The organism is Actinomadura sp. NPDC048032, assembly GCF_040653175.1.
Taxonomy (GTDB): Bacteria; Actinomycetota; Actinomycetes; order Streptosporangiales; family Streptosporangiaceae; genus Spirillospora; species Spirillospora verrucosospora.
In genome coordinates this window covers 1-25,704 of sequence record NZ_JBEZJP010000072.1, presented here as the reverse complement: position 1 = coordinate 25,704, position 25,704 = coordinate 1, and the positions used below count along the sequence as shown (strand labels likewise).

Annotated in this window: 23 protein-coding genes; 14 read left to right on the top strand and 9 right to left on the bottom strand. The window is 72.8% G+C overall.

Features of this window, described 5'->3' with window-relative positions; genetic code table 11:
• Positions 1-120 precede the first annotated feature (120 nt).
• Both AB0C69_RS13000 and AB0C69_RS12995 read left to right on the top strand, forming a co-directional pair.
• A complete protein-coding gene (locus AB0C69_RS13000; RefSeq protein ID WP_345176449.1) occupies positions 121-1,032 on the top strand; it encodes an ABC transporter ATP-binding protein in 912 nt (303 codons plus the stop codon).
• A complete protein-coding gene (locus AB0C69_RS12995) occupies positions 1,029-1,745 on the top strand; it encodes an ABC transporter permease (protein ID WP_353832913.1) in 717 nt (238 codons plus the stop codon). The genes AB0C69_RS13000 and AB0C69_RS12995 overlap by 4 nt, the downstream gene beginning before the upstream one ends.
• 11 nt (positions 1,746-1,756) lie before the next feature.
• On the opposite strand, the gene AB0C69_RS12990 is transcribed toward AB0C69_RS12995, so the two are convergent.
• From AB0C69_RS12990 to AB0C69_RS12975, 4 genes are all read right to left on the bottom strand, one after another.
• Entirely contained in the window at positions 1,757-2,383 is a 627-nt protein-coding gene (locus AB0C69_RS12990) for a response regulator transcription factor (RefSeq protein ID WP_345176454.1), read from the bottom strand.
• A 1-nt stretch (position 2,384) separates the two neighbouring features.
• Positions 2,385-3,554 carry a sensor histidine kinase gene (locus tag AB0C69_RS12985; RefSeq protein ID WP_345176456.1) on the bottom strand — a complete coding sequence of 390 codons (1,170 nt, stop codon included), beginning with the start codon at positions 3,552-3,554 and terminating at the stop codon, positions 2,385-2,387.
• A gap of 5 nt (positions 3,555-3,559) precedes the next feature.
• Positions 3,560-5,728: an MMPL family transporter gene (locus AB0C69_RS12980; protein WP_360353116.1), complete on the bottom strand. Its 2,169-nt coding sequence runs from the start codon at positions 5,726-5,728 to the stop codon at positions 3,560-3,562.
• Between the two features lie 97 nt (positions 5,729-5,825).
• Positions 5,826-8,042 carry a DUF4132 domain-containing protein gene (locus AB0C69_RS12975; protein WP_360353114.1) on the bottom strand — a complete coding sequence of 739 codons (2,217 nt, stop codon included), beginning with the start codon at positions 8,040-8,042 and terminating at the stop codon, positions 5,826-5,828.
• 158 nt (positions 8,043-8,200) lie between these two features.
• Here AB0C69_RS12975 and AB0C69_RS12970 point away from each other — a divergent pair, with 158 nt between their 5' ends.
• Entirely contained in the window at positions 8,201-9,571 is a 1,371-nt protein-coding gene (locus tag AB0C69_RS12970) for an alkaline phosphatase PhoX (RefSeq protein WP_360353112.1), read from the top strand.
• Between the two features lie 198 nt (positions 9,572-9,769).
• Here the strand turns inward: AB0C69_RS12970 and coaA are convergent, their stop codons facing one another.
• Positions 9,770-10,711: a type I pantothenate kinase gene (gene coaA, locus AB0C69_RS12965; RefSeq protein ID WP_345176465.1), complete on the bottom strand. Its 942-nt coding sequence runs from the start codon at positions 10,709-10,711 to the stop codon at positions 9,770-9,772.
• Positions 10,712-10,833: 122 nt separating this feature from the next.
• Here coaA and glmS point away from each other — a divergent pair, with 122 nt between their 5' ends.
• The 3 genes from glmS to AB0C69_RS12950 all read left to right on the top strand — a co-directional run bounded on the left by glmS (position 10,834) and on the right by AB0C69_RS12950 (position 14,694).
• Entirely contained in the window at positions 10,834-12,678 is a 1,845-nt protein-coding gene (glmS, locus tag AB0C69_RS12960) for a glutamine--fructose-6-phosphate transaminase (isomerizing) (RefSeq protein WP_345176466.1), read from the top strand.
• 97 nt (positions 12,679-12,775) lie between these two features.
• Complete coding sequence (locus AB0C69_RS12955; RefSeq protein WP_360353109.1) at positions 12,776-13,717, top strand: ABC transporter ATP-binding protein; 942 nt, start codon at positions 12,776-12,778, stop codon at positions 13,715-13,717.
• Between the two features lie 5 nt (positions 13,718-13,722).
• Positions 13,723-14,694: a hypothetical protein gene (locus AB0C69_RS12950; protein ID WP_360353107.1), complete on the top strand. Its 972-nt coding sequence runs from the start codon at positions 13,723-13,725 to the stop codon at positions 14,692-14,694.
• Positions 14,695-14,854: 160 nt separating this feature from the next.
• Here AB0C69_RS12950 and AB0C69_RS12945 read toward each other — a convergent pair whose 3' ends face one another.
• The 3 genes from AB0C69_RS12945 to AB0C69_RS12935 form a co-directional block, all read right to left on the bottom strand.
• Positions 14,855-15,067, bottom strand: coding sequence for a DUF397 domain-containing protein (locus AB0C69_RS12945; RefSeq protein ID WP_345176475.1), 213 nt, complete (start codon positions 15,065-15,067; stop codon positions 14,855-14,857).
• A 249-nt stretch (positions 15,068-15,316) separates the two neighbouring features.
• Complete coding sequence (locus AB0C69_RS12940) at positions 15,317-15,538, bottom strand: DUF397 domain-containing protein (protein ID WP_345176477.1); 222 nt, start codon at positions 15,536-15,538, stop codon at positions 15,317-15,319.
• Positions 15,539-15,577: 39 nt separating this feature from the next.
• The gene (locus AB0C69_RS12935; protein ID WP_360353104.1) at positions 15,578-16,438 is read right to left on the bottom strand and encodes a helix-turn-helix transcriptional regulator; all 861 of its coding nucleotides are present in this window, start codon (positions 16,436-16,438) and stop codon (positions 15,578-15,580) included.
• A gap of 225 nt (positions 16,439-16,663) precedes the next feature.
• On the opposite strand from AB0C69_RS12935, the gene AB0C69_RS12930 reads away from it, so the two are divergent.
• From AB0C69_RS12930 to tsaD, 8 genes are all read left to right on the top strand, one after another.
• Positions 16,664-18,145, top strand: coding sequence for an NAD(P)H-hydrate dehydratase (locus AB0C69_RS12930; RefSeq protein WP_360353102.1), 1,482 nt, complete (start codon positions 16,664-16,666; stop codon positions 18,143-18,145).
• 164 nt (positions 18,146-18,309) lie between these two features.
• Positions 18,310-19,434 (top strand): alanine racemase, encoded by a 1,125-nt coding sequence (gene alr / locus AB0C69_RS12925; protein WP_360353100.1) that lies wholly within the window; start codon positions 18,310-18,312, stop codon positions 19,432-19,434.
• A gap of 11 nt (positions 19,435-19,445) precedes the next feature.
• Positions 19,446-20,525 (top strand): alpha/beta hydrolase, encoded by a 1,080-nt coding sequence (locus tag AB0C69_RS12920; protein WP_360353098.1) that lies wholly within the window; start codon positions 19,446-19,448, stop codon positions 20,523-20,525.
• A 35-nt stretch (positions 20,526-20,560) separates the two neighbouring features.
• Complete coding sequence (gene tsaE / locus AB0C69_RS12915) at positions 20,561-20,992, top strand: tRNA (adenosine(37)-N6)-threonylcarbamoyltransferase complex ATPase subunit type 1 TsaE (protein ID WP_345176827.1); 432 nt, start codon at positions 20,561-20,563, stop codon at positions 20,990-20,992.
• A gap of 126 nt (positions 20,993-21,118) precedes the next feature.
• The gene (locus AB0C69_RS12910) at positions 21,119-22,141 is read left to right on the top strand and encodes a hypothetical protein (protein ID WP_360353096.1); all 1,023 of its coding nucleotides are present in this window, start codon (positions 21,119-21,121) and stop codon (positions 22,139-22,141) included.
• Positions 22,142-22,251: 110 nt separating this feature from the next.
• Positions 22,252-22,932 carry a tRNA (adenosine(37)-N6)-threonylcarbamoyltransferase complex dimerization subunit type 1 TsaB gene (gene tsaB / locus AB0C69_RS12905; protein ID WP_360353094.1) on the top strand — a complete coding sequence of 227 codons (681 nt, stop codon included), beginning with the start codon at positions 22,252-22,254 and terminating at the stop codon, positions 22,930-22,932.
• A complete protein-coding gene (rimI, locus tag AB0C69_RS12900) occupies positions 22,929-23,420 on the top strand; it encodes a ribosomal protein S18-alanine N-acetyltransferase (RefSeq protein ID WP_345176501.1) in 492 nt (163 codons plus the stop codon). The genes tsaB and rimI overlap by 4 nt, the downstream gene beginning before the upstream one ends.
• A 70-nt stretch (positions 23,421-23,490) precedes the next feature.
• Positions 23,491-24,528, top strand: coding sequence for a tRNA (adenosine(37)-N6)-threonylcarbamoyltransferase complex transferase subunit TsaD (gene tsaD / locus AB0C69_RS12895; RefSeq protein ID WP_345176506.1), 1,038 nt, complete (start codon positions 23,491-23,493; stop codon positions 24,526-24,528).
• A 61-nt stretch (positions 24,529-24,589) separates the two neighbouring features.
• On the opposite strand, the gene AB0C69_RS12890 is transcribed toward tsaD, so the two are convergent.
• Positions 24,590-25,522 carry an aminoglycoside phosphotransferase family protein gene (locus AB0C69_RS12890; RefSeq protein ID WP_360353091.1) on the bottom strand — a complete coding sequence of 311 codons (933 nt, stop codon included), beginning with the start codon at positions 25,520-25,522 and terminating at the stop codon, positions 24,590-24,592.
• Between the last annotated feature and the right edge of the window lie 182 nt (positions 25,523-25,704).

Genomic DNA, 25,704 nt, shown 5'->3' with positions numbered 1-25,704 from the left:
GTCCTGATCGTCGTCGGCTCGATCGCGGTGCTGTACCGCAGGTTCCGGAAGGCGGGCCTCTCTTGATGAGCGAAGCGAACCGGGGGGTGTGGGGGGTCGCCCCCCCACATGGAGGAAGACATGAGTGAGCTCATTCTGGAGAACGTGTCCCGGTGGTACGGGAACGTCGTCGCCGTCAACGGCGTGACGATGAAGGTCGGGCCGGGCGTCACGGGGCTCCTCGGGCCGAACGGGGCGGGCAAGTCGACGCTCATCCACATGATGGGCGGGTTCCTCGCGCCGTCGTCCGGCTCCGTCACGTTGGACGGGAAGCCGATCTGGCGCAACCCGGGCATCTACCGCAGCCTCGGGCTCGTGCCCGAGCGGGAGTCCGCCTACGACTTCCTCACCGGCGAGCAGTTCATCCTCGCGATGGCCAAGCTGCACAAGCTGCCCGATCCGCGCGCGGCCGCCCGCCGCGCCATCGGCCTGGTGGAGATGGACTACGCGGCCGGGCGCCCCATCGGCAACTACTCCAAGGGCATGAAGCAGCGCATCAAGATGGCGTCGGCGCTGGTGCACGACCCGCCCGTGCTGCTGCTGGACGAGCCGTTCAACGGCATGGACCCGCGGCAGCGGCTCCAGCTGATGGACCTCATCCAGCGGATGGCCGCCGAGGGCCGCACGATCCTGTTCTCCTCGCACATCCTGGAGGAGGTGGAGCGGCTCGCCAGCCACATCGAGGTGATCGTGGCGGGGCGGCACGCGGCGTCCGGCGACTTCCGCAAGATCCGGCGGCTGATGACCGACCGGCCGCACATCTTCCTGGTCCGCTCGTCCGACGACCGGCGGCTCGCCGCCGCCGTCATCGCCGACGGGTCGGCCCGCAGCGTCCAGCTGACCGACAAGGGCCTGCAGGTCGAGGCGGTCGACTTCCAGCGCTTCACCTGGCTGCTGCCGCAGGTCTCCCGGGACGCCGGCGTGCGCCTGTGGGAGGTCTCCCCGGCCGACGAGTCCCTCGAAAGCGTCTTCTCCTACCTGGTGGCCCGATGAATGGCACGATCGCGATGATCACGTTCCGGGCGATGCTCGGACGCAAGCGCGCGCTGCTCCTGCTGGGGCTGCCGCTGCTCCTGCTGGTGCTGGCGGCGGCGCTCAAGGTGACCGGCAACGACGACCTGGACGTCTCGGCGAACATCCTGCAGAAGTTCGGCCTGGCGACGCTGCTGCCGCTGCTCGCGCTGATCGCCGGGACCGGGGTGATCGGCCCGGAGATCGACGACGGCCAGATCATGTACGTGCTGACCAAGCCGGTTCCGCGCGAGGTGATCGTGCTGACGAAGCTGGTCGTGGCGATCGTCCTGGTGACGGCGTTCGCGGCGGTGCCGACGGCGCTGGCGGGGCTGATCCTCACGGGGACGACCGCGCAGCTGACGCCCGCGTTCGCGATCGGCGTGCTGATCGGCGGCGTCGTCTACAGCGCGGTGTTCGTCGCGCTGGCCGTCGCCAGCCGCAACGCCGTCACGATCGGCCTGCTGTACGCGCTGGTGTGGGAGTCGCTGCTCGGCAACTTCGCGCCGGGCGCCAAGTCGGCGTCGATCCAGCAGTGGTGCCTGTCGGTGACGGACGCGCTCACCGACGCGTCGCCGGTGAGGTCGACCGTGGACCTTCCGGTGGCGATCGGGCTGCTGGTCGCGGTCACGCTCGTCGCGGCGTTCCTCGCCACCTTCCGCCTCCGCTCCCTGCCCGTCGCCAGCGCCGACTAGGGGGAGCGCGGCTAGCGGGAGAGCAGACCGCGGTCCATGGCGACGACGACGGCGTGCGTGCGGTCGCCGACGTCCAGCTTCGCGAAGACGCGGAGCAGATGCGTCTTGACGGTCGCCTCCGCGATGACGAGCCGCCGCCCGATCTCGGCGTTGGACAGGCCGTCGGCGACCGCCCGGAGGACCTCGATCTCCCGGGCGGTCAGCGCGGCCGGCTCCGGGCGGCGCATCCGGGCGACGAGCTTCTCGGCCACGCGCGGCGCGAGGACGGTCTCCCCGCGCGCCGCCGCCCGGATGGCGCCGACCAGCTGGTCGCGGGTGGTGTCCTTGAGCAGGTAGCCGATGGCCCCGGCCTCGATCGCGCGCTCGATCTCGGTGTCGGTGTCGTAGGTGGTGAGGACGAGGACGCGAGTGCCGAGCCGGGCGAGTTCGGCGGTGGCCGCGACGCCGTCCAGCACCGGCATCCGCAGGTCGAGCAGCGCGACGTCGGGCCGCAGGCGCTCGGCCAGGTCGATCGCCGCGCGGCCGTCGTCCGCCTCGCCGACGATCTCGATGCCGGGCTCGGCGGCCAGCAGCGCGACGACGCCCGCGCGCATGACCGTGTGGTCGTCCACCACGATGATCCTGAGTTTCGCGGTCATCTCACGCCCTCGCGGGGATCATGGCGAGGATCCGGGTGCCCTCGCCGGGGGAGCTGGTCACGGTGAGCTCGCCGCCGAGTTCGGCGAGGCGGCGGCGCATGCCGTCGAGGCCGAAGCCGCGCGAGCCGGCCACCGCGAACCCGCGCCCGTCGTCGGTGATCTCCAGTTCGACGCCGTGCGGGTGCCGTTCGAGCACGACGCCGACCGTGGACGCGGCGGCGTGCTTGCGGACGTTGGCGAGCGACTCCTGTGTGCAGCGCAGCAGCGCGATCCGGGTCGTCTGGTCGCACTCGACGTCGGGCAGCTCGGCGTGGACGGTGAGCCCGGTGTCCTCGGCGAACCGGTCGAGGGTGCGGCGCAGGGTCCGGGCGACCGAGGCGGGGGCGACGCTGCCCTGCGACGCCGCCCCGACGAGGACGCGCGCCTCGGCGAGGTTCTCCCGCGCCGTCTGCTCGATCGAGACGAGCTGGCGGCCGCTGCGGTCCGGGTCGGAGCGCAGGCCGTCGCGGGCCGCCTCCGCCAGGACGACGATGGACGCGAACCCCTGCGCGAGCGTGTCATGGATCTCGCGGGCGATGCGTTCGCGCTCGTCGGCGGCGCCCTGCCGGCGCTGCGCCTCGGCGAGCCGCCGCTCGGCCTCGGCCAGGTCGGCTTCGAGGAGCCGGGCGCGCTGGTCGTGCTGCCCGACCACCCGCTGCATCCACAGCCCGAACAGGACGCCCGCCGCGTATCCGATGAGCGCGGCGATCGAGTTGCCGGTGAGCGGCTCCCCGTCCGGGGCGTTGTGGAGGGCGTCTCCGGCGACCGCGGCCGCGGCGGCGGCGCCGCTGAGCAGCACCGCGCGCCGCGGGGTCCCCGCGAGGATCCAGAAGTGCGGGAGGGACGTGATGAGCAGGGACGCGGCGCCGCCCATCAGGTAGGAGACGGCGCCGATCCCCCCGATCAGCGCGGCCAGGAAGGTGTTCCGGCGGACCGCCGGGTTCCCGGGGAACGTCTCCGTGATCGGGTAGCAGAGCCCCAGCGCGGTCAGCAGCGCCAGCGTGGCGGCTCTGGTGTCGTCCGGCTGGTCGGCCACCGCGAGGGCGGGCGGGACCAGTCCGAACATGATCCAGGCGGCGGCGTACCACCTGCGGAGCGCCCGCACCTGGGGACGTTCACCGGGCTGCACCATGCCGGTCAGCCTATGTTCTGCGGCAGGGGCGCGGTCGCGCCGTCCGCCGTCCGGGCGGCGCCGGGGCGATGCCGCCGGCCGGGCCACCAGCACCGGTCGCCGAGCAGAAGCATCAGGGCGGGCAGGACCGTGATCCGGATGACGGCCGCGTCCAGGAGCACCGCCACGGCCAGCGCGAAGCCCATCTGCTTCAGCTCCATGATGTGGACGGTGGCGAAGCCGGCGAACACCGTGACCATGACGAACGCGGCGCTGGTCACCACGCTCGCCGAGCCGCCGACCCCGTCCAGCACCGCCTGCCGGGTCGGGACGCCGCGCAGCGCCGCCTCCCGGATCCGGCTGATCACGAACACCTGGTAGTCCATCGACAGCCCGAACAGGATCACCAGCAGGAAGAGCGGGACGCGGGAGCCGACCGAGCCGGTGGAGGTGAAGCCGAGCAGCCCCTCGGCCCACGTCCCCTGGAAGACGAGGGTGAGCAGGCCGAGCGAGGCGCCGGCCGACAGCAGGTTCAGCAGCACCCCGATCAGCCCGAGGACCACCGAGCGGAACGCCCACACGGTCATCGCGAACGTCACCAGCAGCAGCGCCCCGATGACGAACGGAAGCTTGCTCTCCTGGTGCTCGGGGTAGTCGGCGTAGCGGGCCACGTCTCCGGTCACGGCGGTCTCGACGCCGAGCTTCCCGACGGTCTCCGGGACGTACTCGCCGCGGACCCGCTCCAGGGAGCGCCGCGCGGCGTCGGTGCTCACGTGGTGCGGCACCGCGAGTTCGAGCAGGCTGATCCGGCCGTCCGGGGAGGTGCGCAGCTCGGACGTCCCGGAGAGCAGGGGGTCGCCCTCGGCCCGTTCCGCCAGGGCGCGCAGGGACGCGGTCACCTCGTCCGCGCGTCCGGCGTCGGCCTTGACGACGATCTGGTGCATGGCCTTGAGCTCCGGGAACGCCGCGTTCAGCCGGTCGTAGGTCCGCATCGCCGGGATCTCGCGCGGGTGGCTGTCGCGGCCCATGTCGGTGAGGTCGATGCTCAGCAGCGGCGCGGTCAGCGCGAGCATCGCGGTCACCGCCACCGCCAGCGTCGCGGCCGGGTGCCTTCCGGTGGGACGCAGCATCGCCCGGGTGATCCGGCCGCCGCCCGTCCGCGGCGGCTTCGGCGTCCGGCCGCGCCGGACGGCCCGCCGCTCCGCCCATCCGCCGAGCTTGGCGAGCACCGCCGGCAGGACGGTCAGGGAGCTGACCACGGCGATCAGCGTGACGACGATCGCCGCGGTCGCGATCGAGGAGAAGATCACGTCGTCGGCCAGGTAGAGGGTCGCGCTGGACGCGGCGACCGCCAGCCCGGACACCACCACCGAGCGGCCCGACGTCGCCGCGGCGGTCTCCACGGCGGCCCGCGCGTCCAGCCGGCCGCCCGAGCGGGCCCGCTCCTCCCGCTCCCGCTTGAGGTAGAAGAGGGTGTAGTCGACGCCGACCGCCATGCCGATCAGCAGGATGACGCTGGCGCCGACCCCGGCGTCCGGGAAGACGTGCGAGGCGAGCATCGACAGGCCGATCGCCGCCGCGATCGAGGTCAGCGCGAGCACCACCGGCACGACCGCCACCGCGAACGAGCCGAACACCAGCAGCAGCGTGAGCAGGGTGATCGGCAACGCGATCATCTCCGTGCGGGCGAGGTCGTCGTCGCGCAGCTCGCCCACGCCCTTGCTGATGGACGGGCCGCCGGTCTCCTCCACCCTCACGTCCGGGTGCGCGGCCCGGACCGCGGCGGTCTGGGCCTGCAGCGGCTCGACGTGCTCCTTGCCCTGGAGTTCGGAGCCCTTCAACGTCACGTCGACGCGGACCGCCGAGCCGTCCTTCGACCTCACGGGCGCGGACACCGACGCGACCTCGGGCAGCCGCCCCATCCGCGCGGCGGCGTCCCGCGCCGCCGCGTCGGCGGCCGCGCCCCCGCCGGTGACCAGCACGTGCTCGACGGGCCGCTGCTGGAGCCCGCCCTCGGCGGCGATCGCCTCTCCCCGGCCGGCCTCGCCGATCCGGAAGTCCTCGGTCGTGGCCGCGTGCCCGCCGGCCGCGACGCCGATGCCGAGGCACAGCATCACGAACAGCAGCCAGGCCGCCATGCCGCGCCAGGGGTGCCCGGCGCTCCACCGGGCCATGCGTACGAGTAGATCCGTCATACCCGAAATGCTGGCCGCGGCGCCCCGGCGCGCATGAGCCTCGACCGGTGGAACCTTCCGTCCACCGATCGGTGGACGGAAGGCGCCGGTCCGCGGGTCAGGCGGTGAGGCGGGTCAGTTCGGCGAGCATCTCGGACGCGGTGACCGGGTCGAGCGCGCCGAACGGATGCGCCTTCCCGGAGTAGCGGCCGGTCATCAGCATGACGCGCTCGATCCTCTGCTCCGCGAACTCCTCCGGGCTCAGGACGCGGATGCCGGGCTCGAACGCGACCATCACGTGCCGCTCGTCCGGGGTGATCAGGTTGACCTGGCGGCGGAACCCGCCGGTCTCCTTGTCGCCCAGCTCCCAGCCGCGGGACGTCATGCCCATGAACTTGCCGAAATGAGCGGTGACCCCCTCGAAGCGGGCCAGCCGGGCGGCGTCGCGCTCGCCGTCCTCCAGCTCGTAGACGGGACGTCCGAGCTGCGGGAACGGCTGGAGGATCTCGTAGTCCCCGAAGACCGACGCCCAGGCCGCCACGGTGTCCGCCCCGAGAAGGACCGGGTGCGGGAGCGTCACGAGGGCGTCCTGCGGGAGGACGAACTCGTCGTCTTGGACGTCGGCGAGCGTGCCGTCCTCGGCGACCCGGAACGCGGCCCCGCTTGCCGACCACACCAGGCGGCGCGCGATGTGGCGCATCAGCGGGTGCCCCACGAAGACCGAGCGGAACTCCTCGGGCGTCCAGGAACGCCCGGCGACCATCGCCTTCTCCAGCCGCTTGATCTGGTCGGCGGCGACCGCCCGTGCCTCCTTCTTCAGGTCGGCGAACCGCTGGTAGGCGAGCGGCGCGAGCTTCTCGTCGTCCCTGACGCCCGGCTTCGGCAGCGTCTTGCGGGGGTTGCCGTCCTCGTCGGTCACGAAGGGCTTGAGCTGCTCGTCGAAGCCGACGACGAAGCGGCGCGTGCCGTAGTCGAGCGTCATCGAGCCATCGGCGTCCAGGCCGAGGTCGGGGACGAGCAGGTCCGCCAGCTGCTCGGAGGTCAGCCCCCGCTCCCGGGCGGCGGCGTTCAGCCGGCCCTGCGCGCGGGGCCGCAGGTGCTTGGCGTCGGCGCCCCGCCGGACGATGCGGTCCAGATGGCGCAGCTTGTCGTCGGCGGGCATGTCGATCGCCATGAGGACGTCGAGCGCCGTCCACCCCTTGAACGTCCAGGTGTAGTAGTTGTCCCAGCGCACCATCCGGTCGGTCAGCCGGGCGGCCGCGGCGGCGTCGCCGAAGCGCCGCAGGGCGTACTGCACGCCCTGCGACGCCCACAGCCCGCTGCCCCGGTCGTGGACGCTGAGGGCCAGCGCGAACTCGGCCAGGGACTCCGGGTCGCACAGCTCGACGACCTGCTCGCACCCCGGGTACGGGTCCTCCTGCGTGGAGATCAGCAGCATCGTCACGAAGTGCCGGGCGGCCTCCACCGGCAGCGCCCGGTCGCGGCCGCGCAGCAGGAGCCGCGGCAGCTTGCGAACCGTCTCCTCGTCCCATTCCGGGAGATCGTCGGGATACTGGTCCAGCGGGTCGGTGCGCAGCGCCTCGATCGCCGCGACCACCTCCTCGCCGTACCCCCGCGCCGCGTCCACGAGGCAGCCGCTGCCGTGCTCGCGGGCGATCAGCGTGAGGCCCTGCTCGGCCTTCGTGCGCTTGGGGCCGGGCTTGCGCAGCGCCTCGGGGATCACGAACGGGGCCGCCCCGGCGCCGTGCCAGGTGAACCAGAGCCGCGCGGCCTCGTCGACCCGGCCGAGCGCGCCGATCATGATCTGCGCGGTGGCGTCGTCCAGGAACGGGACGAGCGCCGCCGCGCAGGAGATGTGGCCCTTCACCGCGCGGAGCAGCAGCGGGTGGGCGGCGAGACCGCGACGGGCGGCGAAGTGCTTCAGCGGGACCACGTAGACGTAGCTGTCCCAGTCGCCGTGGTAGCGCTCGTCGGCGAGAAGCTCCTCGGCGAGGTCGTCGGGACCCCGCATCACCAGCCAGTAGTAGGCGCGCCCCCGGTCCCCGCCCCGCCGGTCGTTCAGCGCCTCGCCGCTGCGGAACCGCTCGGCCAGGACCTTCCAGTCGGGCTCCTCGGGATACGGCTCGTACGCCTTCGGAAACATGTGCGGGGTCTTCGCCCACTCGTCCCGCAACCCGGGCGGCCAGGACTCCACGGTGGGAGTCTTGGGCCGCTTCAACCCCTTCAAGACGACCGGTTCGGCACTCGCGGAGGGCCGACGCTTCCATGGCGGTTCGACGAGCAGGCGGGGCAGCGCGCTTTCGGGGGCGTCCTCGACGCCGGGAATGTCGGTCATCGCTCCAGTTTCACGGCAGGCACGGACAGTATCGATCGTCAGACGCACGCCCGCGACGCCCGGTTCGGCCGGGTCCGGGCCGGGTCGGTTCACAATCGATGTGACGCGTGTTACAACGGGCGAGGGGATCTTGTAACGATCCATCAGGGAGTGTGCTCATGACAGTTTCGCGCCGCCAGCTCCTCGCCAGGACGGGTGCGGTGGGGGCGGGGATCGCCTTCACCGGAGCCGTGGAGCAGCTGTTCGCCGGAAGCGCGTCCGCCGCCCCGACCGGCGGCCACGACGGGTACGGGCCCCTCGTGCCCGACCCGAAGGGGCTGCTGGACCTGCCGCGCGGCTTCCGCTACACCGTCCTGTCCCGCGAGGGCGAGCCGCTGCGCTCGGGGGAGGGCCCGGTGCCGAGCCACTGCGACGGGATGGCTGCCTTCCCCGGCCGCCGGGGTCGCACGTGGCTCGTCCGCAACCACGAGAACCGGCCGACCGCCGAGCACCGGGTGCCGGCGGTCGAGGGCGTCACCTACGACCCGGGCGGCCTCGGCGGCTGCACCGCGCTGGAGGTCGACGCCGCCGGGCGCGTGCACACCGAGCGCGTCGCCATCGCCGGGACGGCCGTCAACTGCGCGGGCGGCCCCACGCCGTGGCGTACCTGGCTGACCTGCGAGGAGACCGAGGACAAGGCCGGCACCGGGAACTACACCAAGGACCACGGGTTCATCTTCGAGGTCGACCCGTACGACCAGGGCCGCACCGACCCCGAGCCGCTGACCGCGATGGGGCGGTTCCAGCACGAGGCGATCGCCGTCGACCCGCGCGACGGGACCGTCTACGAGACCGAGGACGCCTTCGACAAGCCGTTCGGGCTGTTCTACCGGTTCCACCCGAAGCGGCCGCGCGGCGGCTTCGGCAGCTTGCGGGCCGGCGGACGGCTGGAGGCGCTGTGCGTTCCGGGCGTCCCGGACCTGTCGGTCGTGCAGGAGCCCGGCACCGTGTTCGACCACGTCGAGTGGAGGAAGGTGCCCGACCCGCTCGCGGCGCAGACGCCGATCCGGTTCCAGGACTTCGGGTCCGGGGGCATCACCCACGCCCAGAAGCTGGAGGGCTGCTACTGGGGCGGCGACCGCGTCTACTTCGTGTCGAGCTTCGCGAAGAAGAAGGACGGTTCCCAGGCCGACCACTTCGGGCAGGTGTGGTCCTACGAGCCGCGCCACCGCCGGCTCACCCTCGTCATCGTGTTCGGCCCGGACACCGACGTCGAGAAGCCCGGCGAGTCGCCCGACAACATCTGCCTGGCGCCGCAGGGCGGCCTGATGGTGTGCGAGGACGGCAACGGCGCCCAGCACGTCTTCGGCGTCTCCCGCCGCCGCACGGTCTACCCGATGGCCCGCAACAGCCAGAACATCGGCACAGAGGCCGAGCCGGAGTGGGGCGAGTTCGCCGGAGTCACGTTCTCCCCCGACGAGCGCACGATGTACGTGAACGTCTACACCCCAGGCACCACGTTCGCCATAACAGGCCCCTGGACCCGCTGACCCAGGTCACCAGTGGCCGCTGACCTCAGCCACCACAGCACCCCGCAACAACCTGAGGGCCCGCGATCGCGTCCGAAGGCAGATTCGAGCGAAGCGAGAATCTGATCGCGCAGCGAGCCGCAAGGCGAGCCGGAGCGATGCCAGCGATCGCAGATTTCTCGACGATGGAGGGCCGCCAGGCCCGAAGGAGGAGAGAAATCAGATCCGACGGAGTCGGATCCGTTGAACACTGTGCTGTTTGTCCTTGTGGAGGACGAGGGTGGCGCGGGCGCGGGTCGGGAGGATGTTGGAGACGAGGTTGATCTCGTTGACGTCGCGCCAGACGCGCTGGGCGAACGCGGCGGTCTCGTCCTCGTCCAGGTCGCGGGCGTACTTGTGGAAGTAGGAGCGCGGGTCGGTGAAGGCGGTGCGGCGCAGCGCGAAGAGCCGGTCGATGTACCACTGCCGGATGTCCTCGACCCGCGCATCCACATAGATGGAGAAGTCGAAGAAGTCGGATACGCCCAGGGTGCCGGGCGGGGGCGCCTGCAGCACGTTGAGGCCCTCGACGATCAGGATGTCGGGGCGCCGGACGGTCTGCGTCGCGCCCGGGACGATGTCGTACTCCAGGTGCGAGTACACCGGGATCGACGCCTCCGCCGCGCCCGACTTGATCGCCGACACGAAGCGGACGAGGGCGCGGCGGTCGTAGGACTCGGGGAACCCCTTGCGGTCCATGATCCCGCGCTCGGCCAGAACGGCGTTCGGGTACAGGAAGCTGTCGGTCGTGACCAGCTCCACGCTCGGGTGCTCCGGCCAGCGCGCGAGGAGCGTGCGCAGCAGCCGGGACGTGGTGGACTTGCCGACCGCGACGCTGCCCGCCACGCCGAGGATGAACGGGGTGGGCCGCACCTCGCCGCCGAGGAAGCCGCTGACGGTGTCGCGCAGCCGCCCGTCCGACAGGAAGAACAGGTTGAGCAGCCGGGACAGCGGCAGGTAGACCTCCTCGACCTCGGTGATGTCGATCGGGTCGCGCAGGCCGCGCAGGGCGTCCAGCTCACCGGGCGTGAGCGGGAGCGGGGTGTTCTCGCGCAGGCCGCGCCAGGCCTCACGGGAGAGTTCCACGTAGGGGCTCGGCACGCTGTCCCATCCGCTCGTCATGGCTGAACAGTAACCGGGCTGCGTTCCGGTCACCGGGTTTCCACCGGTCGTCCACGCTAGCGTCATGCCAGGGCGCCCCTCGCAGGTAGGTCCGGTGCGCCGTACCGAATAGAGTTGCCGCCATGTGCGGAATCGTGGGTTACGTGGGCGGCCGGTCCGCCCTCGACGTGGTCGTCGACGGGCTGGCGCGGCTGGAGTACCGCGGCTACGACTCGGCCGGAGTGGCCGTGCTGGCCGACGGGAAGCTGGCGACGGCCAAGCGCGCGGGCAAGCTGGTGAACCTGCGCGGCGCCCTGGAGGAGGAGCCCCCGCCCGCCGGGACGCTCGGCATGGGGCACACCCGGTGGGCGACGCACGGCCCGCCGAACGACCGCAACGCCCACCCGCATGTCGACTGCACCGGCTCCGTCGCGGTGATCCACAACGGCATCATCGAGAACTTCGCGGAGCTGCGGGCGGAGCTGGAGGAGGCCGGGCACGGGCTCGGCTCCGACACCGACACCGAGGCCGTCGCCCACCTGCTGGAGGACGAGCTGAAGGGCGGCGGCGACCTCGCCGACGCCATGCGCCGCGTCTGCGGCCGGCTGGAGGGCGCGTTCACGCTGGTCGCGACGCACACCGGCTCGCCGGGCCTGGTCGTCGGGGCGCGCCGCAACTCCCCGCTCGTCGTCGGCGTCGGGGACGGGGAGAACTTCCTCGCCAGCGACGTGGCCGCGTTCATCGAGCACACCCGGGACGCGATCGAGCTGGGCCAGGACCAGATCGTCGAGCTGCGCGCCGAGGGCGTGAAGGTCACCGACTTCGACGGGCGCCCCGCCGAGGTGAAGGAGTACCACGTCGACTGGGACGTGTCCGCCGCGGAAAAAGGCGGCTACGACTACTTCATGCTCAAGGAGATCGCCGAGCAGCCGCGCGCCGTCGCCGACACCCTGCTCGGCCGGATCGGCGCGGACGGGCGCCTGCACCTCGACGAGATGCGCATCCCGGACCGCGAGCTGCGCGAGGTCGACAAGATCATCATCGTGGCGTGCGGGACGTCCTACCACGCCGGGCTGATCGCCAAGTACGCGATCGAGCACTGGGCGGGGCTGCCCTGCGAGGTCGAGCTGGCCAGCGAGTTCCGCTACCGCGACCCGATCCTGTCCCCGACGACGCTGGTCATCGCGATCTCCCAGTCGGGCGAGACGATGGACGCGCTGATGGCCGTCCGGCACGCCCGCGAGCAGAAGGCCAAGCTGCTCGGCATCTGCAACGTCAACGGCTCCACGCTGCCCCGCGAGTGCGACGGCGTCCTCTACACGCACGCCGGGCCGGAGATCGCGGTCGCGTCCACCAAGGCGTTCCTCACCCAGCTCGTCGCCGTCTACCTCATCGCCCTCTACATCGCGCAGGTGCGCGGCACCAAGTGGGGCGACGAGGTCTTCGCCATGGTCCAGCTCCTCGAACGGATGCCGGAGAAGGTGGAGAAGGTCCTGGAGACCATGGAGCCGGTGCGGGAGCTGGCCCGCTCGCTGGCCGGCGAGCGGTGCGTGCTGTTCCTCGGCCGCCACGTCGGCTTCCCGGTCGCCCTGGAGGGCGCTCTCAAGCTCAAGGAACTGGCGTACATGCACGCCGAGGGCTTCGCCGCCGGGGAGCTGAAGCACGGCCCGATCGCGCTGATCGAGAAGGACCTGCCCGTCGTGGTCGTCGTGCCGCCGCGGGCGCGGGACGTCCTGCACGACAAGATCGTGTCGAACATCCAGGAGATCCGGGCGCGCGGCGCCCGGACGATCGTGATCGCCGAGGAGGGCGACGCGTCGGTCGAGCCGTACGCGGACACCCTGATCAGCGTCCCGGCCGTCCCGACGCTGCTGCAGCCGCTGGTCACGACCGTCCCGCTGCAGGTCTTCGCGTGCGAGCTGGCCACCGCCAAGGGCCACGACGTCGACCAGCCCCGCAACCTCGCCAAGTCCGTCACCGTCGAATAGCGGCCGGTCCGGGCGGACAACCCGAAATCGACTGAACCCTCCGGCGCCGGGCCGCGTCCCATCGGAATCGGGACCGGCCCGGCGGCGGAGGTGACGGGTGGCAGGAGACGGCGGCCTCGCGATCGAGGCGCGCGGGGTGGTGCGGCGCTTCGGGGCGGTGGAGGCGCTGCGCGGCCTCGACCTCACCGTCCCGTACGGGCAGGTCACGGCGCTCGTCGGGACCAACGGGGCGGGCAAGACGACGCTGCTGCTCATCCTGGCGACCCTGCTCGCGCCCGACGCGGGCACGGTGCGGATCGCGGGCCACGACGCGCTCGCCCATCCCGCGCGGGCCCGCGAAGCGCTCGGCTGGATGCCGGACACGTTCGGCGTGTACGACCAGCTCACGGTGGACGAGTACCTGGGGTTCTTCGCCGACGCCTACGGGCTGTCCAGGCAGGAGCGCCCGCGCCGGATCAGGGCGCTGCTCACCCTCGTCCACCTGGAGGACCGTCTCGGGCAGCCCGTCCACGCCCTGTCGCGCGGGCAGAAGCAGCGCCTCGGGATGGCGCGGGCCCTCGTGCACCGGCCGCGCGTCCTGCTGCTGGACGAGCCCGCGTCCGGCCTCGACCCGCGGTCCCGCATCGAGCTGCGCGACCTGCTGCGCTCCCTCGCGGCCGAGGGGACCGCGGTGCTCGTGTCGAGCCACATCCTCAGCGAGCTGGAGGAGATCGCCGACAGGGTCGTCCTGGTCGACCACGGCCGGACGGCCGGGGACCACGCGATGGCGGAGATCGCCGGCGCGGCGGCCCGGGTCCGGTGGCGGATCCGCTCGCTCGACCCCGAGCCGCTGGCGGCCGCGCTGGACGGCGAGCCGGAGCTGCCGTGGGCGCGGGCGGCCGACGCGGCGGGAGGCGCCGAGGTCGGGCCGCTGACCGAGGCCGAGGCGGCCGGGCTGCTGGCCAGGCTCGTCGCCGCCGGCGTGCCCGTCAGCGGCCTCGCGCCCGCCGGCAGCGCGCTCGAATCCGCCTATCTGGCGATGACCGAGGACCGGAGGTGAGCGCCGTGACCGCGCGCGGAATCGGCCTGGTGGCGCGGCAGGAGATCAGGACGCGGCTGCGGACCGGACGCTGGAAGACCCTCCTCGCGGTCTGGTTCCTGGTCGTCAACGGGCTCGGGCTGCTGTTCCGGGTGGCGCTGGAGTACGGCGACGCCTCCTCCTACGGCGAGCCCGGCGTCCCCATGTTCGGCGGGGTCCTGCTCGGGGTGCTGGTGCTGACGCTGCTCGTCTCCCCGGCGCTCGGCGGGCAGTCGGTCAACGGGGACCGGGAGCGCGGGACGCTCGCGACGCTGCAGGTCACCCGGCTCACGCCGGGCGAGATCGCGCTCGGCAAGCTCGCCGCCGCCTGGGGGACCGGCCTGGTCGCGCTGCTCCTGACGCTGCCGAGCCTGCTGCTGCCGGTCGCCGAGGGCGCCATCGGCGCGGGCCGGGCCCTCGTCGTCCTGTTCGTGACGGCGCTGATGATCGGCGTGGTGTGCGCGGTCTCCCAGGCCTGGTCGGCGGTGCTGGCCCGCAGCGTCACCTCGATCCTGATGTCGTACCTGACGGTGTTCGGCCTCCTCGTCGGGACGCCGCTGCTGTTCACGCTGGCGCTGCCCCTCACGTCCGAGCACGTCGACGGCGCCTACGGCGGGTACGACCAGGAACACACCGAGCGGATCTGGTGGCTGCTGGCCCCCAACCCGGTCGTCGCGCTCGCGGACGCGGCGCCGCGCCTGCCCGAGCGCCGGATCGTGGTCGGCGATCAGGTGATCACCCGGTCGGCGTCGTCCGACCCGCTCGGACAGATCAGCCGCGGCGTGCGCGGGCTCCGCGTGGCGGACCGCGGCTATGAGCCGCACCGCCGGGACGGGGCCGCGGTGTGGCCGTGGGGACTGGCCTTCGACCTGGCCCTCGCGGGAGGCGCGGTAATGATCACGGCCTCCCGTCTGCGGACGCCATTGCACCGGGTTCCCCGAGGCGTTCGCGTGGCGTGAACGGGACCCCAATGCGATCACCTTCCGGGAAATGCGATCAGCGGGAGCGGGGGTGCGGCGGAAAAACATGGGGCTAATCATGCGGCGGCGCGTATCCGCTCCCGCTGGGCGCAATTCTCTGGCCGGTTGGGAATCTCTCCGGCGATGCAAGTTGCAGTGACTATTTCAGCGGGTGGTCGAAACGGCCGCCTTTGGCCTCCTCCGTGAACCTGCGCCATTCGTCGGGCCGGAACGACAGGATCGTCGCGGCGTCCTCGGTGTCGCGTACGGATATGGCGTCCTCTCCACGCCGTGCGACCTCGACGCAGCCGTTGCTGGCGCCGCATCGAGCGCTCTTTCTCCATCGGGCGGGCGGTGTCCCCTGGAAACTCATTCCGGCTCCCTGCATTGAAAGTTGCATTGCCCGCGGCCGCGCTGCCGGTGCTCAAGCACACGGTAACAAGATCGCAAAAAACGCCTGATCACGTCCGGGTGGCGCGGTACCCGTGTGACAGGCGTGCCGAGGTAGTTCCAGAGTTGCGGGTGGGAGGGCGACGAGCCGGGTCAGCGGTGGACCCGGCCCCTGCGTCGTGGCCCCGCGCCGCCCAGGGCGGACGGGGCCGGACGGCGCGTCGGCGCCGGGTCAGCAGCCCAGGTCGAAATCACCCTTCTTCGCTCGTTTGAGAAATTCCCGCCATTCTGCCTGAGAGAACGACAGGACCGGACTCTGCGTGCCGTGCTTCGCGTCTCGCGCCCCGATAAAACGGGAAGAATCGGCCAATGTGGCGATCTCGACGCAGGTGTTGCTCGCCCCGCAGTGGGCGCTTTTCCTCCATTGTGGTACAGGAGTGGCGAAAGGGGACACTCGGTGCCTTTCACAAAAATTGAGCCCCTCGGCGGACCTTCACCACGCCTCTTTGACCTCGGCGATGCGCCGCCGCGATTCCGCGGCGTCCAGCGCCTGCCGGGACAGGCTCGAATAGGCGAGCCGGTACATATAGGTGACGGCTTCATCCCCGAAGTGGCTGATCGTCAGTGATTCGGTATGCACGATATCAGGAAAGGTGATGTCGTGCACCGAAGAGAATTCTAGAAGGATAAACGATTCAGCCAACACCGAGTGTGCTATGTCCAAGGGCAAGATCTGCACGTTGACGTTCGGCCGCTCGGTCATCTGGTACAGATGTTCGAGCTGCTCGCGCATGACCTTGTGATCGCCGATGCGGCGCCGTAGAACCGCCTCGTCGATAATCGCCGACAGTTCCAGCGGAGTGGGCGCGTCCAGCAGTTCGCGCCGCCGCATTCGCACCTCCAGCCGGCGTTCGAGTTCCTGCGGGGGCAGGGTGGCCAGGTCGCTCCAGCCGCCGATCACATTTCGGGCGTAGCTCTCCGACTGCAGCAGCCCGGGAATGACCGTGCTGCCCCATTCCCTGGCCGCCGTGGCCTCGGACTCCAGCGCGATGAAGTCGGCGAGCGGGCTCGGCAGGTCGCGGTAGTCCTCCCACCAGCCCCGCTGGGCGGCGTCGTGCGCCAGGGCGATCAGGTCGTCGTGCCGCGCGCCGTCGATCTCGTACAGATCGAGCAGCCGCCGCACATCGCCGATCTTCGCGCCGGTCCGCGCGTTCTCGATCCGGCTGACCTTGGCTGTGGACCAGGCGAGCCGTTCGGCGACCTCGTCTCCGGTCAGACCCATGCGCTCGCGCAGTCTCCGGAGCTCGGCGGCCAGCCGCCGCTGCCGGACGGAGGGACCTCGGGAAGTGCTCATTGCTCGGGCCTCTCCAGTCCCGGCGGACTGATCTGGGCGCATTCTGCCGCACCGGGGGGTCGCGGCGCGAATACATCGGACCGGTGGAGCAAGATTCTACGGCTGAAGATTCTTTTACGCACATGACACCGAAACTTGCGGTGCAAGTTGTGATCACCCCTGCCGGAGGTTGCGGACGGTCCCCACGTGGCACTCTAAGTGTGTGATCGACTTGGGGAGCCGCGGATGAGGTACGCGCACGAGGTCGGCAAGGTCCGGGCGGCCGAGCAGGCCCTCATGGCCCGGCTCCCGGACGGCGCCCTGATGCAGCGGGCCGCCGCGGGGCTGGCCTCGGTCTGCGCGCGCCTCCTGCCCGCCGTGTACGGGGCCCGCGTCGTCCTGCTGGTCGGCGGCGGCGACAACGGCGGCGACGCCCTGTACGCCGGGGCCCGCCTCGCCCGGCGCGGCGCCCGCGTCTGGGCCGTCCAGGCCGGGTCCGGCGTTCACCCCGGCGGGCTGGCGGACCTGCGCGCCGCGGGCGGCCGGCTGCTGGACTCCGGCGCCGAGGCCGCGATCGCCGGCGCCGACCTGATCATCGACGGCCTGACCGGCATCGGCGGCTCCGGCGGCCTCCGCGAGCCCCACGCCCGCTACGCCGCGCTCGCCTCCGAATCCGCCGGGCTCGTCGTCGCCTGCGACGTCCCGAGCGGCGTGGACGCGAGCACCGGCCGCGTCGAGGGCGCCGCCGTCCACGCCGACGTCACCGTCACCTTCGGCACGCACAAGCCGGGCCTGCTCATCGACCCGGGCGCGACCCACTGCGGCGTGGTCGAGCTGGTCGACATCGGGCTCGGCCCCGACCTGCCGGACCCCGACGTCGTCGCGGCCCGCCCCGCCGACATCGCCCCGCCCGAGCCACGCCCCGAGTCCGACAAGTACCGCCGCGGCGTTGTCGGCATCCTCGCCGGCGGCGACCAGTTCACCGGCGCGGCCGTCCTCAGCACGGGCGGCGCCGTCCGCGGCGGCGCCGGAATGGTCCGCTTCGCCTCGGTGGAGCGCCCGGTCGGGCTCGTCCGGCGCCGCTGGCCCGAAGCGGTCACCACGGTCATCGAGCCGGGCCGCCACGACGCGGGCGTTCTGGAGCGCATCGGACGGGTCCAGGCCTGGGTCGCCGGCCCCGGCCTCGGCACCGGCGACGCCGCCGAGTCGCTGTTGGAGGCCGTCCTCACCACCGACCTGCCCGTGCTGGTGGACGCCGACGGCCTCACCGTCCTGGCCCGCCGCCGCGACCTGCTGCGCCGCGCCGCCCCGACCGTCCTCACCCCGCACGCGGGCGAGCTGTCGCGCCTCATCGCCGCCGCCCGCGAGGACATCGAGGCCGCCCGCCTCGACCACGTCCGCCGCGCCGCCGCCGAGCTCTCCGCGACCGTCCTGCTCAAGGGCTCCACGACCCTGGTCGCCGAGCAGGACCGCCCCGTCCGCGTGAACCCGACGGGCACCCCCCGCCTCGCCGCCGCCGGCACGGGCGACGTCCTGTCGGGCCTGATCGGCGCCCTGCTCGCCGGCGGCATGCCCGCCCTCGACGCGGCCGCCGCCGGCGCCTACCTCCACGGCCTCGCCGCCCGCCTGGCCTCGTCCCCCACCCCTGGCGCCGAGGCCCCCATCGGCGCCCAGGACGTGGTCGACGCCCTCCCCGCCGCCTTCAGGGTCGTCTCCGCCCAGGGGTAGCGATCCCTGGCCCCCCGCGCGGGGCGGGGGTCGAACCCACAGTCGGGCATTCGCGTCATACAGGGCAGAAGGGGTGCCGGGGGCGGGCTCGTGCGGGGCCGTTCCGGCCGTGACCTGGGGGATGAGGCGCGGGCATGGGGGTGGGGACGGCAGACTGGGTGACCATGAGGGTTCCTGCGGAGGCACGGGTCGATCTCGGCGCCATCGGCCACAACATCGGGGTGCTGCGCGAGCGCGCGGGGGGCGCCGAGGTGATGGCCATGGTGAAGGCCGAGGCGTACGGGCACGGGCTGGTGGAGGCCGCCCGCGCGGCGCTCGCCGGCGGCGCGTCCTGGCTGGGCGTCGCGAAGCTGGCGGAGGCGCTGCGCCTGCGGGACGCGGGGGTCACCGCCCGCACGCTGGTCTGCCTGGGCGTTCCCGGCGAACCCTACGGGGAGGCCGTCGCGCGGGGCGTGGACCTGACCGTGGGGGCGGTCTGGCTGCTGGACGAGGTCGTCCGGGCGGCGGAGCTGTCCGGGCGCGAGGCGCGGATCCACCTCAAGGCCGACACGGGCATGTCGCGCGGGGGCGCGCGGGGCGACGGGTGGGAGGCGCTGGTCGACGCGGCGCTCAAGGCCGAGGCCACCGGGCACGTTCGGGTGGCCGGGGTCATGTCGCACTTCGCCTGCGCGGACGAGCCCGGCCATCCCTCGATCGCGGCGCAGGTCGGCGCGTTCACCGAGATGGTCGCGCACGCCGAGAAGGCGGGGGCGCGGTTCGAGGTGCGGCACATCGCGAACTCGGCGGCGGCGCTGACGCTGCCGGAGGCGCGCTTCGACCTCGTCCGGCCCGGCATCGCGACGTACGGGCTGACGCCGGTGCCGGCGCTCGGCGGGTTCGGGCTGCGGCCCGCGATGACGCTCGTGGCGGACGCGGCGCTGGTCAAGCGGGTTCCGGCGGGCAGCGGAGTGTCGTACGGTCACACCTACCACACCGAGCGGGAGACCACGCTGGCCGTGGTGCCCGTGGGGTACGGGGACGGGATCCCGCGGCACGGGTCCAACGTGCTGCAGGTCCTCGCGGGCGGGCGCCGCAGGACGATCAGCGGGCGGGTCTGCATGGACCAGTTCGTCGTCGACCTCGGCGACGACCCGCTCGCGGCGGGAGACGAGATCGTCCTGTTCGGCCCGGGGGACCGGGGCGAGCCGACCGCGCAGGAGTGGGCGGAGGCGCTGGGGACGATCTCGTATGAGATCGTCACCCGCATCGGAGCCCGGGTGCCGAGGGCGTACCCGGGTGGGGGGCTGTAGGGGGCGCGGTCATGGACAGCAGGAACAGGCGCAGGATCGGCCTCGCCGGTGTCGTCGCGGGCGTGGGCGCCGCGGGGGTGGGGGCGGCGGTCGGGCTGCGGCACCTCGCCGTCGGCCGGGTGCGGCTGCGCCCCGACCCCGACGCGGCCGAGCCCTTCGGGGAGCTGCGCGGGCGGGAGCTGACCGTCCGGGCGGACGACGGCGTCCCGCTGCACGTGGAGGTGGACGGCCCCGACGACGCCGACCTCACCGTCGTGTTCAGCCACGGCTACACCCTCAACCAGGACTCGTGGCACTACCAGCGCCGCGACCTGCGGGGCTCGCTGCGGCTGGTGTTCTGGGACCAGCGCAGCCACGGCCGTTCGGGACGCGGCAGGCCCGGGGACGCGACGATCGAGCAGACCGGCGACGACCTGCGCGCGGTGCTGGACGCGGCCGTCCCGCCGGGTGGTCCGGTCGTCCTCGTGGGGCACTCCATGGGCGGTATGTCGATCATGGCGCTGGCGGACCGGCACCCCGAGCTGTTCGGGTCGCGGGTCGTGGGCGTGGCGCTGGTGAACACCTCCTGCGGCGACCTCGGGGAGATGACGCTGGGCCTGCCGCTGCTGCTCGCCAAGGCCGTCCGGCCGCTCGCCCCCGGGACGCTGCGCGGCCTCGGCCGCCGCGCCGACCTCGTCGACAGGGCCCGCGGGCTCGGCGCCGACCTGGCGTTCGTCGTCACGCGGAAGATGGCGTTCGCCGACAAGTACGTCAGCCCGTCGGTGGTGGGCTTCCTGGAGCAGATGATCAGGGAGACGCCGATCGACGTGATCGCGGAGTACTACCCGGCGCTGATGGCGCACGACAAGATCGGGTGCCTGGACGTGCTCCGCGGCGTGCCGACGCTGGTGCTGGCGGGCGGCCGAGACCGGCTGACCCCCGCGGAGCACGCCCGCCGGATCGCCGAGGCGCTGCCGGACGCGGAACTGGTAGAGGTGGAGGAGGCCGGGCACGTGCTGCCGCTGGAGTACCCCGGCGTGGTGACCGGTGGGCTGCGCCGGCTGGTCGAACGGGTCCGTCCCGCCTACGAGGAAGAGGAGCGCACCGCGTGAAAGCCGTGACCGTCACCGTCCCCACCGCCGAGGACATGCGCGAGCTCGGGCTGCGCCTGGCCGGGCTGCTGCGGGCGGGCGACCTGCTCGTGATGACGGGCCACCTCGGCGCGGGCAAGACGACCCTCACCCAGGGCATCGGCGAGGGGCTGAAGGTGCGAGGCCCGATCACCTCGCCCACGTTCGTCATCGCGCGGGTGCATCCGTCGCTGGCGGGCGGCCCGTCGCTGGTGCACGTGGACGCCTACCGGCTGGGCGGTTTCGCGGAACTGGACGATCTCGATCTCGACGCGTCGGTCGAGGATTCGGTGACGATCGTGGAATGGGGAGAAGGGCTCGCCGAGGGCCTCGCCGACGACCGGCTGGAAGTGATCATTTCTCGCGGAGAAGGCCCCGGCGAGGGGCGCGAGGTAAGGATCGTCGGGGTCGGTGATCGCTGGTCGGACCTGCGACTCGGCCCCGGATGATCTGGATCTGGCAACTTCTACGGTTTTTGCCTGGCCGGTTGGTCCATTTTACGGCTTGATGTCGTACTCTTTGCCGGAACGAACCTCACCTTCGCGACATATCGATTCCGAACGGGAGTGGGGCCGGTGAGTGGTAGCCATCGCAGCGGGAATTACCGCGACAGCTACCGCGCTTCGGGCGGTGGCCGGGGATCAGGCGGCGGTTACCGGCCGGACGGCGGTGGAGACGGCACGGGCGACGACCGCTACGAGCGGTACTCCTCCGGACGGCCGGGCAGCGGCCCGTACCAGCGGGAGACCGGCCCGTACGAGACGGGTAGCGGCGGCTACCGCACGGACGGCGGCGGATACCGCACCGAAAGCGGCGGATACCGCGCCGATAGTGGCGGATACCGCCCGGGCGGCGGAACCCGTCGCGGCGGGAGCGGCGCATACCGCACCGGCAGCCACCGGGCGCGCGAGCGCCGGAACGGGCGGCGCTGGGCCGTCGTCCTCGGCGGCGTCGTCGCCGGTGTCGCCGTGTGCGGGTTCGCGGCGTTCGCCGTCCTGGCGGGCGTCGGCGCGAGCGGAGACAAGAGCGCCGGCCAGATCGTCGGCAGCGGCGCCACCGACAACTCCCCGACGGCCAAGGGCGAGCGCACCGCCGTCCCCGACTCCTGCACGATCGTCGGCGACGACCTGATCAAGCGGCTGGCGCCCGAGTCCGAGCGCACCGAGGCCGACAACTACCAGGGCGGCGACCAGCAGAACCAGTGCGTCTGGGGCGCCTACGCGGGCGAGCGGAGGCGGCAGCTCACCATCGAGCTGCGCGCGATCGCGGCGGGGGGCGCGGCGTCGCCCACGGAGTCCGCCCGCAGGACCTTCGCGGCCGAGCGGACCGCCGACGAGTCCGGCAAGGCGCTGCTGGCCGGGCAGAAGCTCACCGACAAGATCCGGCTCACCGGCGTCGGCGACGAGGGCTACATCGTCTACAGCGTGGACGACAACCAGGGCTCCGGCGAGGCCGTCGGCAACGTCCGGGTCGCCAACGTCCTGGTCACCGTCCACTACTCGGGCTCGGACAAGGGAGACCTCCTGTCGTCGGACGCCGCCACCGGCGGCGCCACCGACGTCACCAAGGCCGTCGTCACCGCGCTGAGCCGGGCCTGAGCCGGGCCTGAGCCGGCGGGCGATCCCGCTCGAACCCGCGCCGATCCGTCCGAACCCGGCTGCGAAAGAGCCGGACGACCCCGTGCCGGCGGCCGGTAGGCTTACAACCCGTGCTGGTCTTGGCTTTCGATACCGCGACCGCCGCGATCACCGTGGCGCTGTACGAGTGGACCCCGGGCGAGGGCGCGGTGCCGCGCGGTCTCGCGGAGGCCGTCGACCGGCGGCGCCACACCGAGCTGCTCACCCCGTCCATCGCGGAGGTGATGGCGGAGGCGGGCGCGGCGCCGGGCGACCTCAGCGCGATCGCCGTCGGCGTCGGGCCGGGGCCCTACACGGGCCTGCGGGTCGGGCTGGTCACGGCCCGCGCGATGGGCGAGGCGCTCAGCGTCCCCGTGCACGGCGTCTGCACGCTCGACATCATGGCCTGGGCCACCAGGCGGGACGGGCCGTTCGCCGTGGCGACCGACGCCCGCCGCAAGGAGGTCTACTGGGCGCGGTACGAATCGGCGCGGTTCCGCGCCACCGAGCCCGCCGTGGGCCCGGCGGCGGACGTCCTGGAGGGCGCGCCCGAGGGGCTGCCCGTCGTGGGCGAGGGCGCGGCGCTGTACCCGGAGGTCCTCGGCGACTCCGGGCACGAGCCGCTGCTGCCCACCGCGAGCGCCCTCGCCGAGCTCGTCGTCGCGCGGCTGTCGGGCCTGAAGGGCCCCGAACTGCTGCCGCCGGAGCCCCTCTACCTGCGCCGGCCGGACGCGAAGGAGCCCGGCCCCCGCAAGAAGGTGACGCCGGCGTGAGCGACGTCGTCCTGCGGACCATGACCGAGGCGGACCTTCCGGCCGTCCACCGGCTGGACCGCGTGCTGTTCCCGGAGGACACCTGGAGCGAGGAGATGCTCGCCGGCGAGCTCGCCGACCAGCCCCGCACCCGGCACTACGTCGTCGCGGAGACGCCCGACGGCGAGATCGTCGGCTATGCGGGCCTCGCCGCGGCGGGCGGGCAGGCCGACGTGCAGACCATCGGGGTCCGCGCGGACCGCCGCAAGGGCGGCATCGGCGCGGTGCTGCTCACCGCCCTGCTGGAGGAGGCCGTCCGGCGCGGCAGCGAGTCGGTGTTCCTGGAGGTCCGGGCCGACAACGACGCCGCCCACCGCCTGTACGAGCGGTTCGGCTTCGAGCGGGTCGGCATCCGCAAGCGCTACTACCAGCCCTCGGACGTGGACGCGATCGTCATGTGCCGCAAGCTCCGCGACCGGCCGCCCATGGGCTTCACCAGGGCCGAATGAACCGCGGCGGCGGAGGGCGCCCGGGAAGCGGGCGGGAAGACAGGGCGAACGGCGAGACAGGGAGACTCACGTGATTCGGGACGAGCCACTGGTGCTCGGCATCGAGACCTCCTGCGACGAGACCGGGGTCGGGATCGTGCGCGGGCACACGCTGCTGGCGGACGCGATCGCCTCCAGCGTGGACCAGCACGCCCGGTTCGGCGGCGTCGTGCCGGAGGTCGCGTCGCGGGCGCACCTGGAGGCGATGGGGCCGACCGTCGAGCGCGCCCTCGCGGACGCCGGGGTGGCGTTCGCCGACGTGGACGCGTTCGCGGTCACCGCGGGCCCGGGGCTGCCGGGCGCGCTGATGGTCGGCGTCGCCGCCGCCAAGGCGTACGCGCTGTCGCTCGGCAAGCCGCTCTACGGCGTCAACCACCTGGCCGCGCACGTGTGCGTCGACCAGCTCGAACACGGCCCGCTGCCGAAGCCGTGCGTGGCGATGCTGGTCTCGGGCGGCCACTCCTCCCTGCTGCTGGTCCCGGACGTGGCGAGCGACGTCCGGCCCCTCGGCAGCACCGTGGACGACGCGGCGGGCGAGGCGTTCGACAAGGTCGCCCGGGTCCTCGACCTCGGGTTCCCCGGCGGCCCCGTCATCGACCGCATGGCCCGCGAGGGCGACCCGGCCGCGATCGCGTTCCCCCGCGGCAAGTACAACGACGGCACCTACGACTTCTCGTTCTCCGGCCTGAAGACGGCCGTGGCGCGCTGGGTCGAGGCGAAGGAGCGGGCGGGCGAGCCCGTGCCGGTCGCCGACGTCGCGGCGTCCTTCCAGGAGGCCGTCGTCGACGTCCTGACGCAGAAGGCGCTGAAGGTCTGCAAGGACAACGGCGTCGACCACCTGCTGATCGGCGGCGGCGTCGCGGCCAACTCGCGGCTGCGCGCCCTTGCCGCGGAGCGCTGCGCGGCCGCCGGGGTGCACCTGCGGGTCCCGCGCCCGAAGCTGTGCACCGACAACGGCGCCATGGTCGCCGCGCTGGGGTCGGAGCTGGTGGCCTCCGGCGTCGGCCCGTCCCAGCTCGAACTGCCCGCCGACTCCAGCCTCCCGATCGAGGCCGTCACCCTGCTCTGAACGCCCGCGGCGCCGCCCCCGCGAGGCGGCGCCTCAGCACGGCTTTCTCAGCACGGCTTTCTCAGCACTGGGCGAGGAGCCGGTCGAGGTAGTCCTCGTAGAGGGGGACCTGCGGCTCGTCGATCATGCGGACGCCGTCCTCGGGGAGCAGGTCGAGGAGGCCGCGGACGTCCCAGTAGGGGTCGTGCGCGTGGCCGCCGGAGACCTGGTCGAAGGAGCACAGGAAGCGGTCGGCGACGGACGCGCCGTAACGCAGGGCGAGGCCGCGGCGCATGCAGGCGAGGTCGACCGAGACGGGGCCGGACGAGGCGTCCGACCAGTCGACGATGCCGGTGAGCCTGCCGTACGACCACAGGGTGTTGTCGGCGTGGTAGTCGCGGTGGATGAACCGGTCGGGCGCCTCCGGGGCGGGCCGGGCGGCGACCTCGAAGGCGCGTTCCCAGAGGTCGGGGCGGAGCGCGTGCTTGGGCGGGAGCCGCACGTCGAGGCGGTTGTGCGGGACGTAGGGCGGCATCGTGGACGCGCCGTTCAGCTCGTGCACCGACAGCAGCGCGGCGGCGAGCTGGATCAGGTACTCGGGAAGGTCGTCGTGGGACGGGCGCGGCGGATGGCCCCGGAGCCGGGTGAGGAGCAGGGCCGGGACGTCGCAGTAGGCGCCCGACGGGTCGGCGGCCACGAGGGACGGTGCGGGGATCTTCTTCCCGCTGGCGAGCAGCGCGAGCGCCGCGATCTCGCGCTCGGGGGAGAACTCGGCGTCGCCGTAGCAGTGGCGGGGAGCCGTCTCGCGGGAGGTCCAGCGGCGCAGGACGAGGTGGTGCGCCTCGCCGGAGCGGCTCTCGACGAGGAGGGCGTGGTTGGCGTGGGCGGAGCCGCCGGCGAGGGGCCGCACCATGCGGACCTCGGCGCCCTTGCCGAGGCACTCCTCCACCCATCGCAGGGTGGTGTGCCCGGGCGGGACGCCGGTCGGCAGGCAGGGAGCCGGTAGGTGGGTCACCTGATCCATGAAAACGGATTCCGAAGGGTATTGGGAGTGATTTTGCGAAGACGGAAAGTAACAAAACGCACGTCATCGGGGTGACATGAACGAAGCATCTTCGGTCGTCCCGGCGGTTCGCGGGACGAATGCCGCGAATACCGGGAGGTATCAGGATGCCGGGTGGGGCCCGCGCCGGCCCC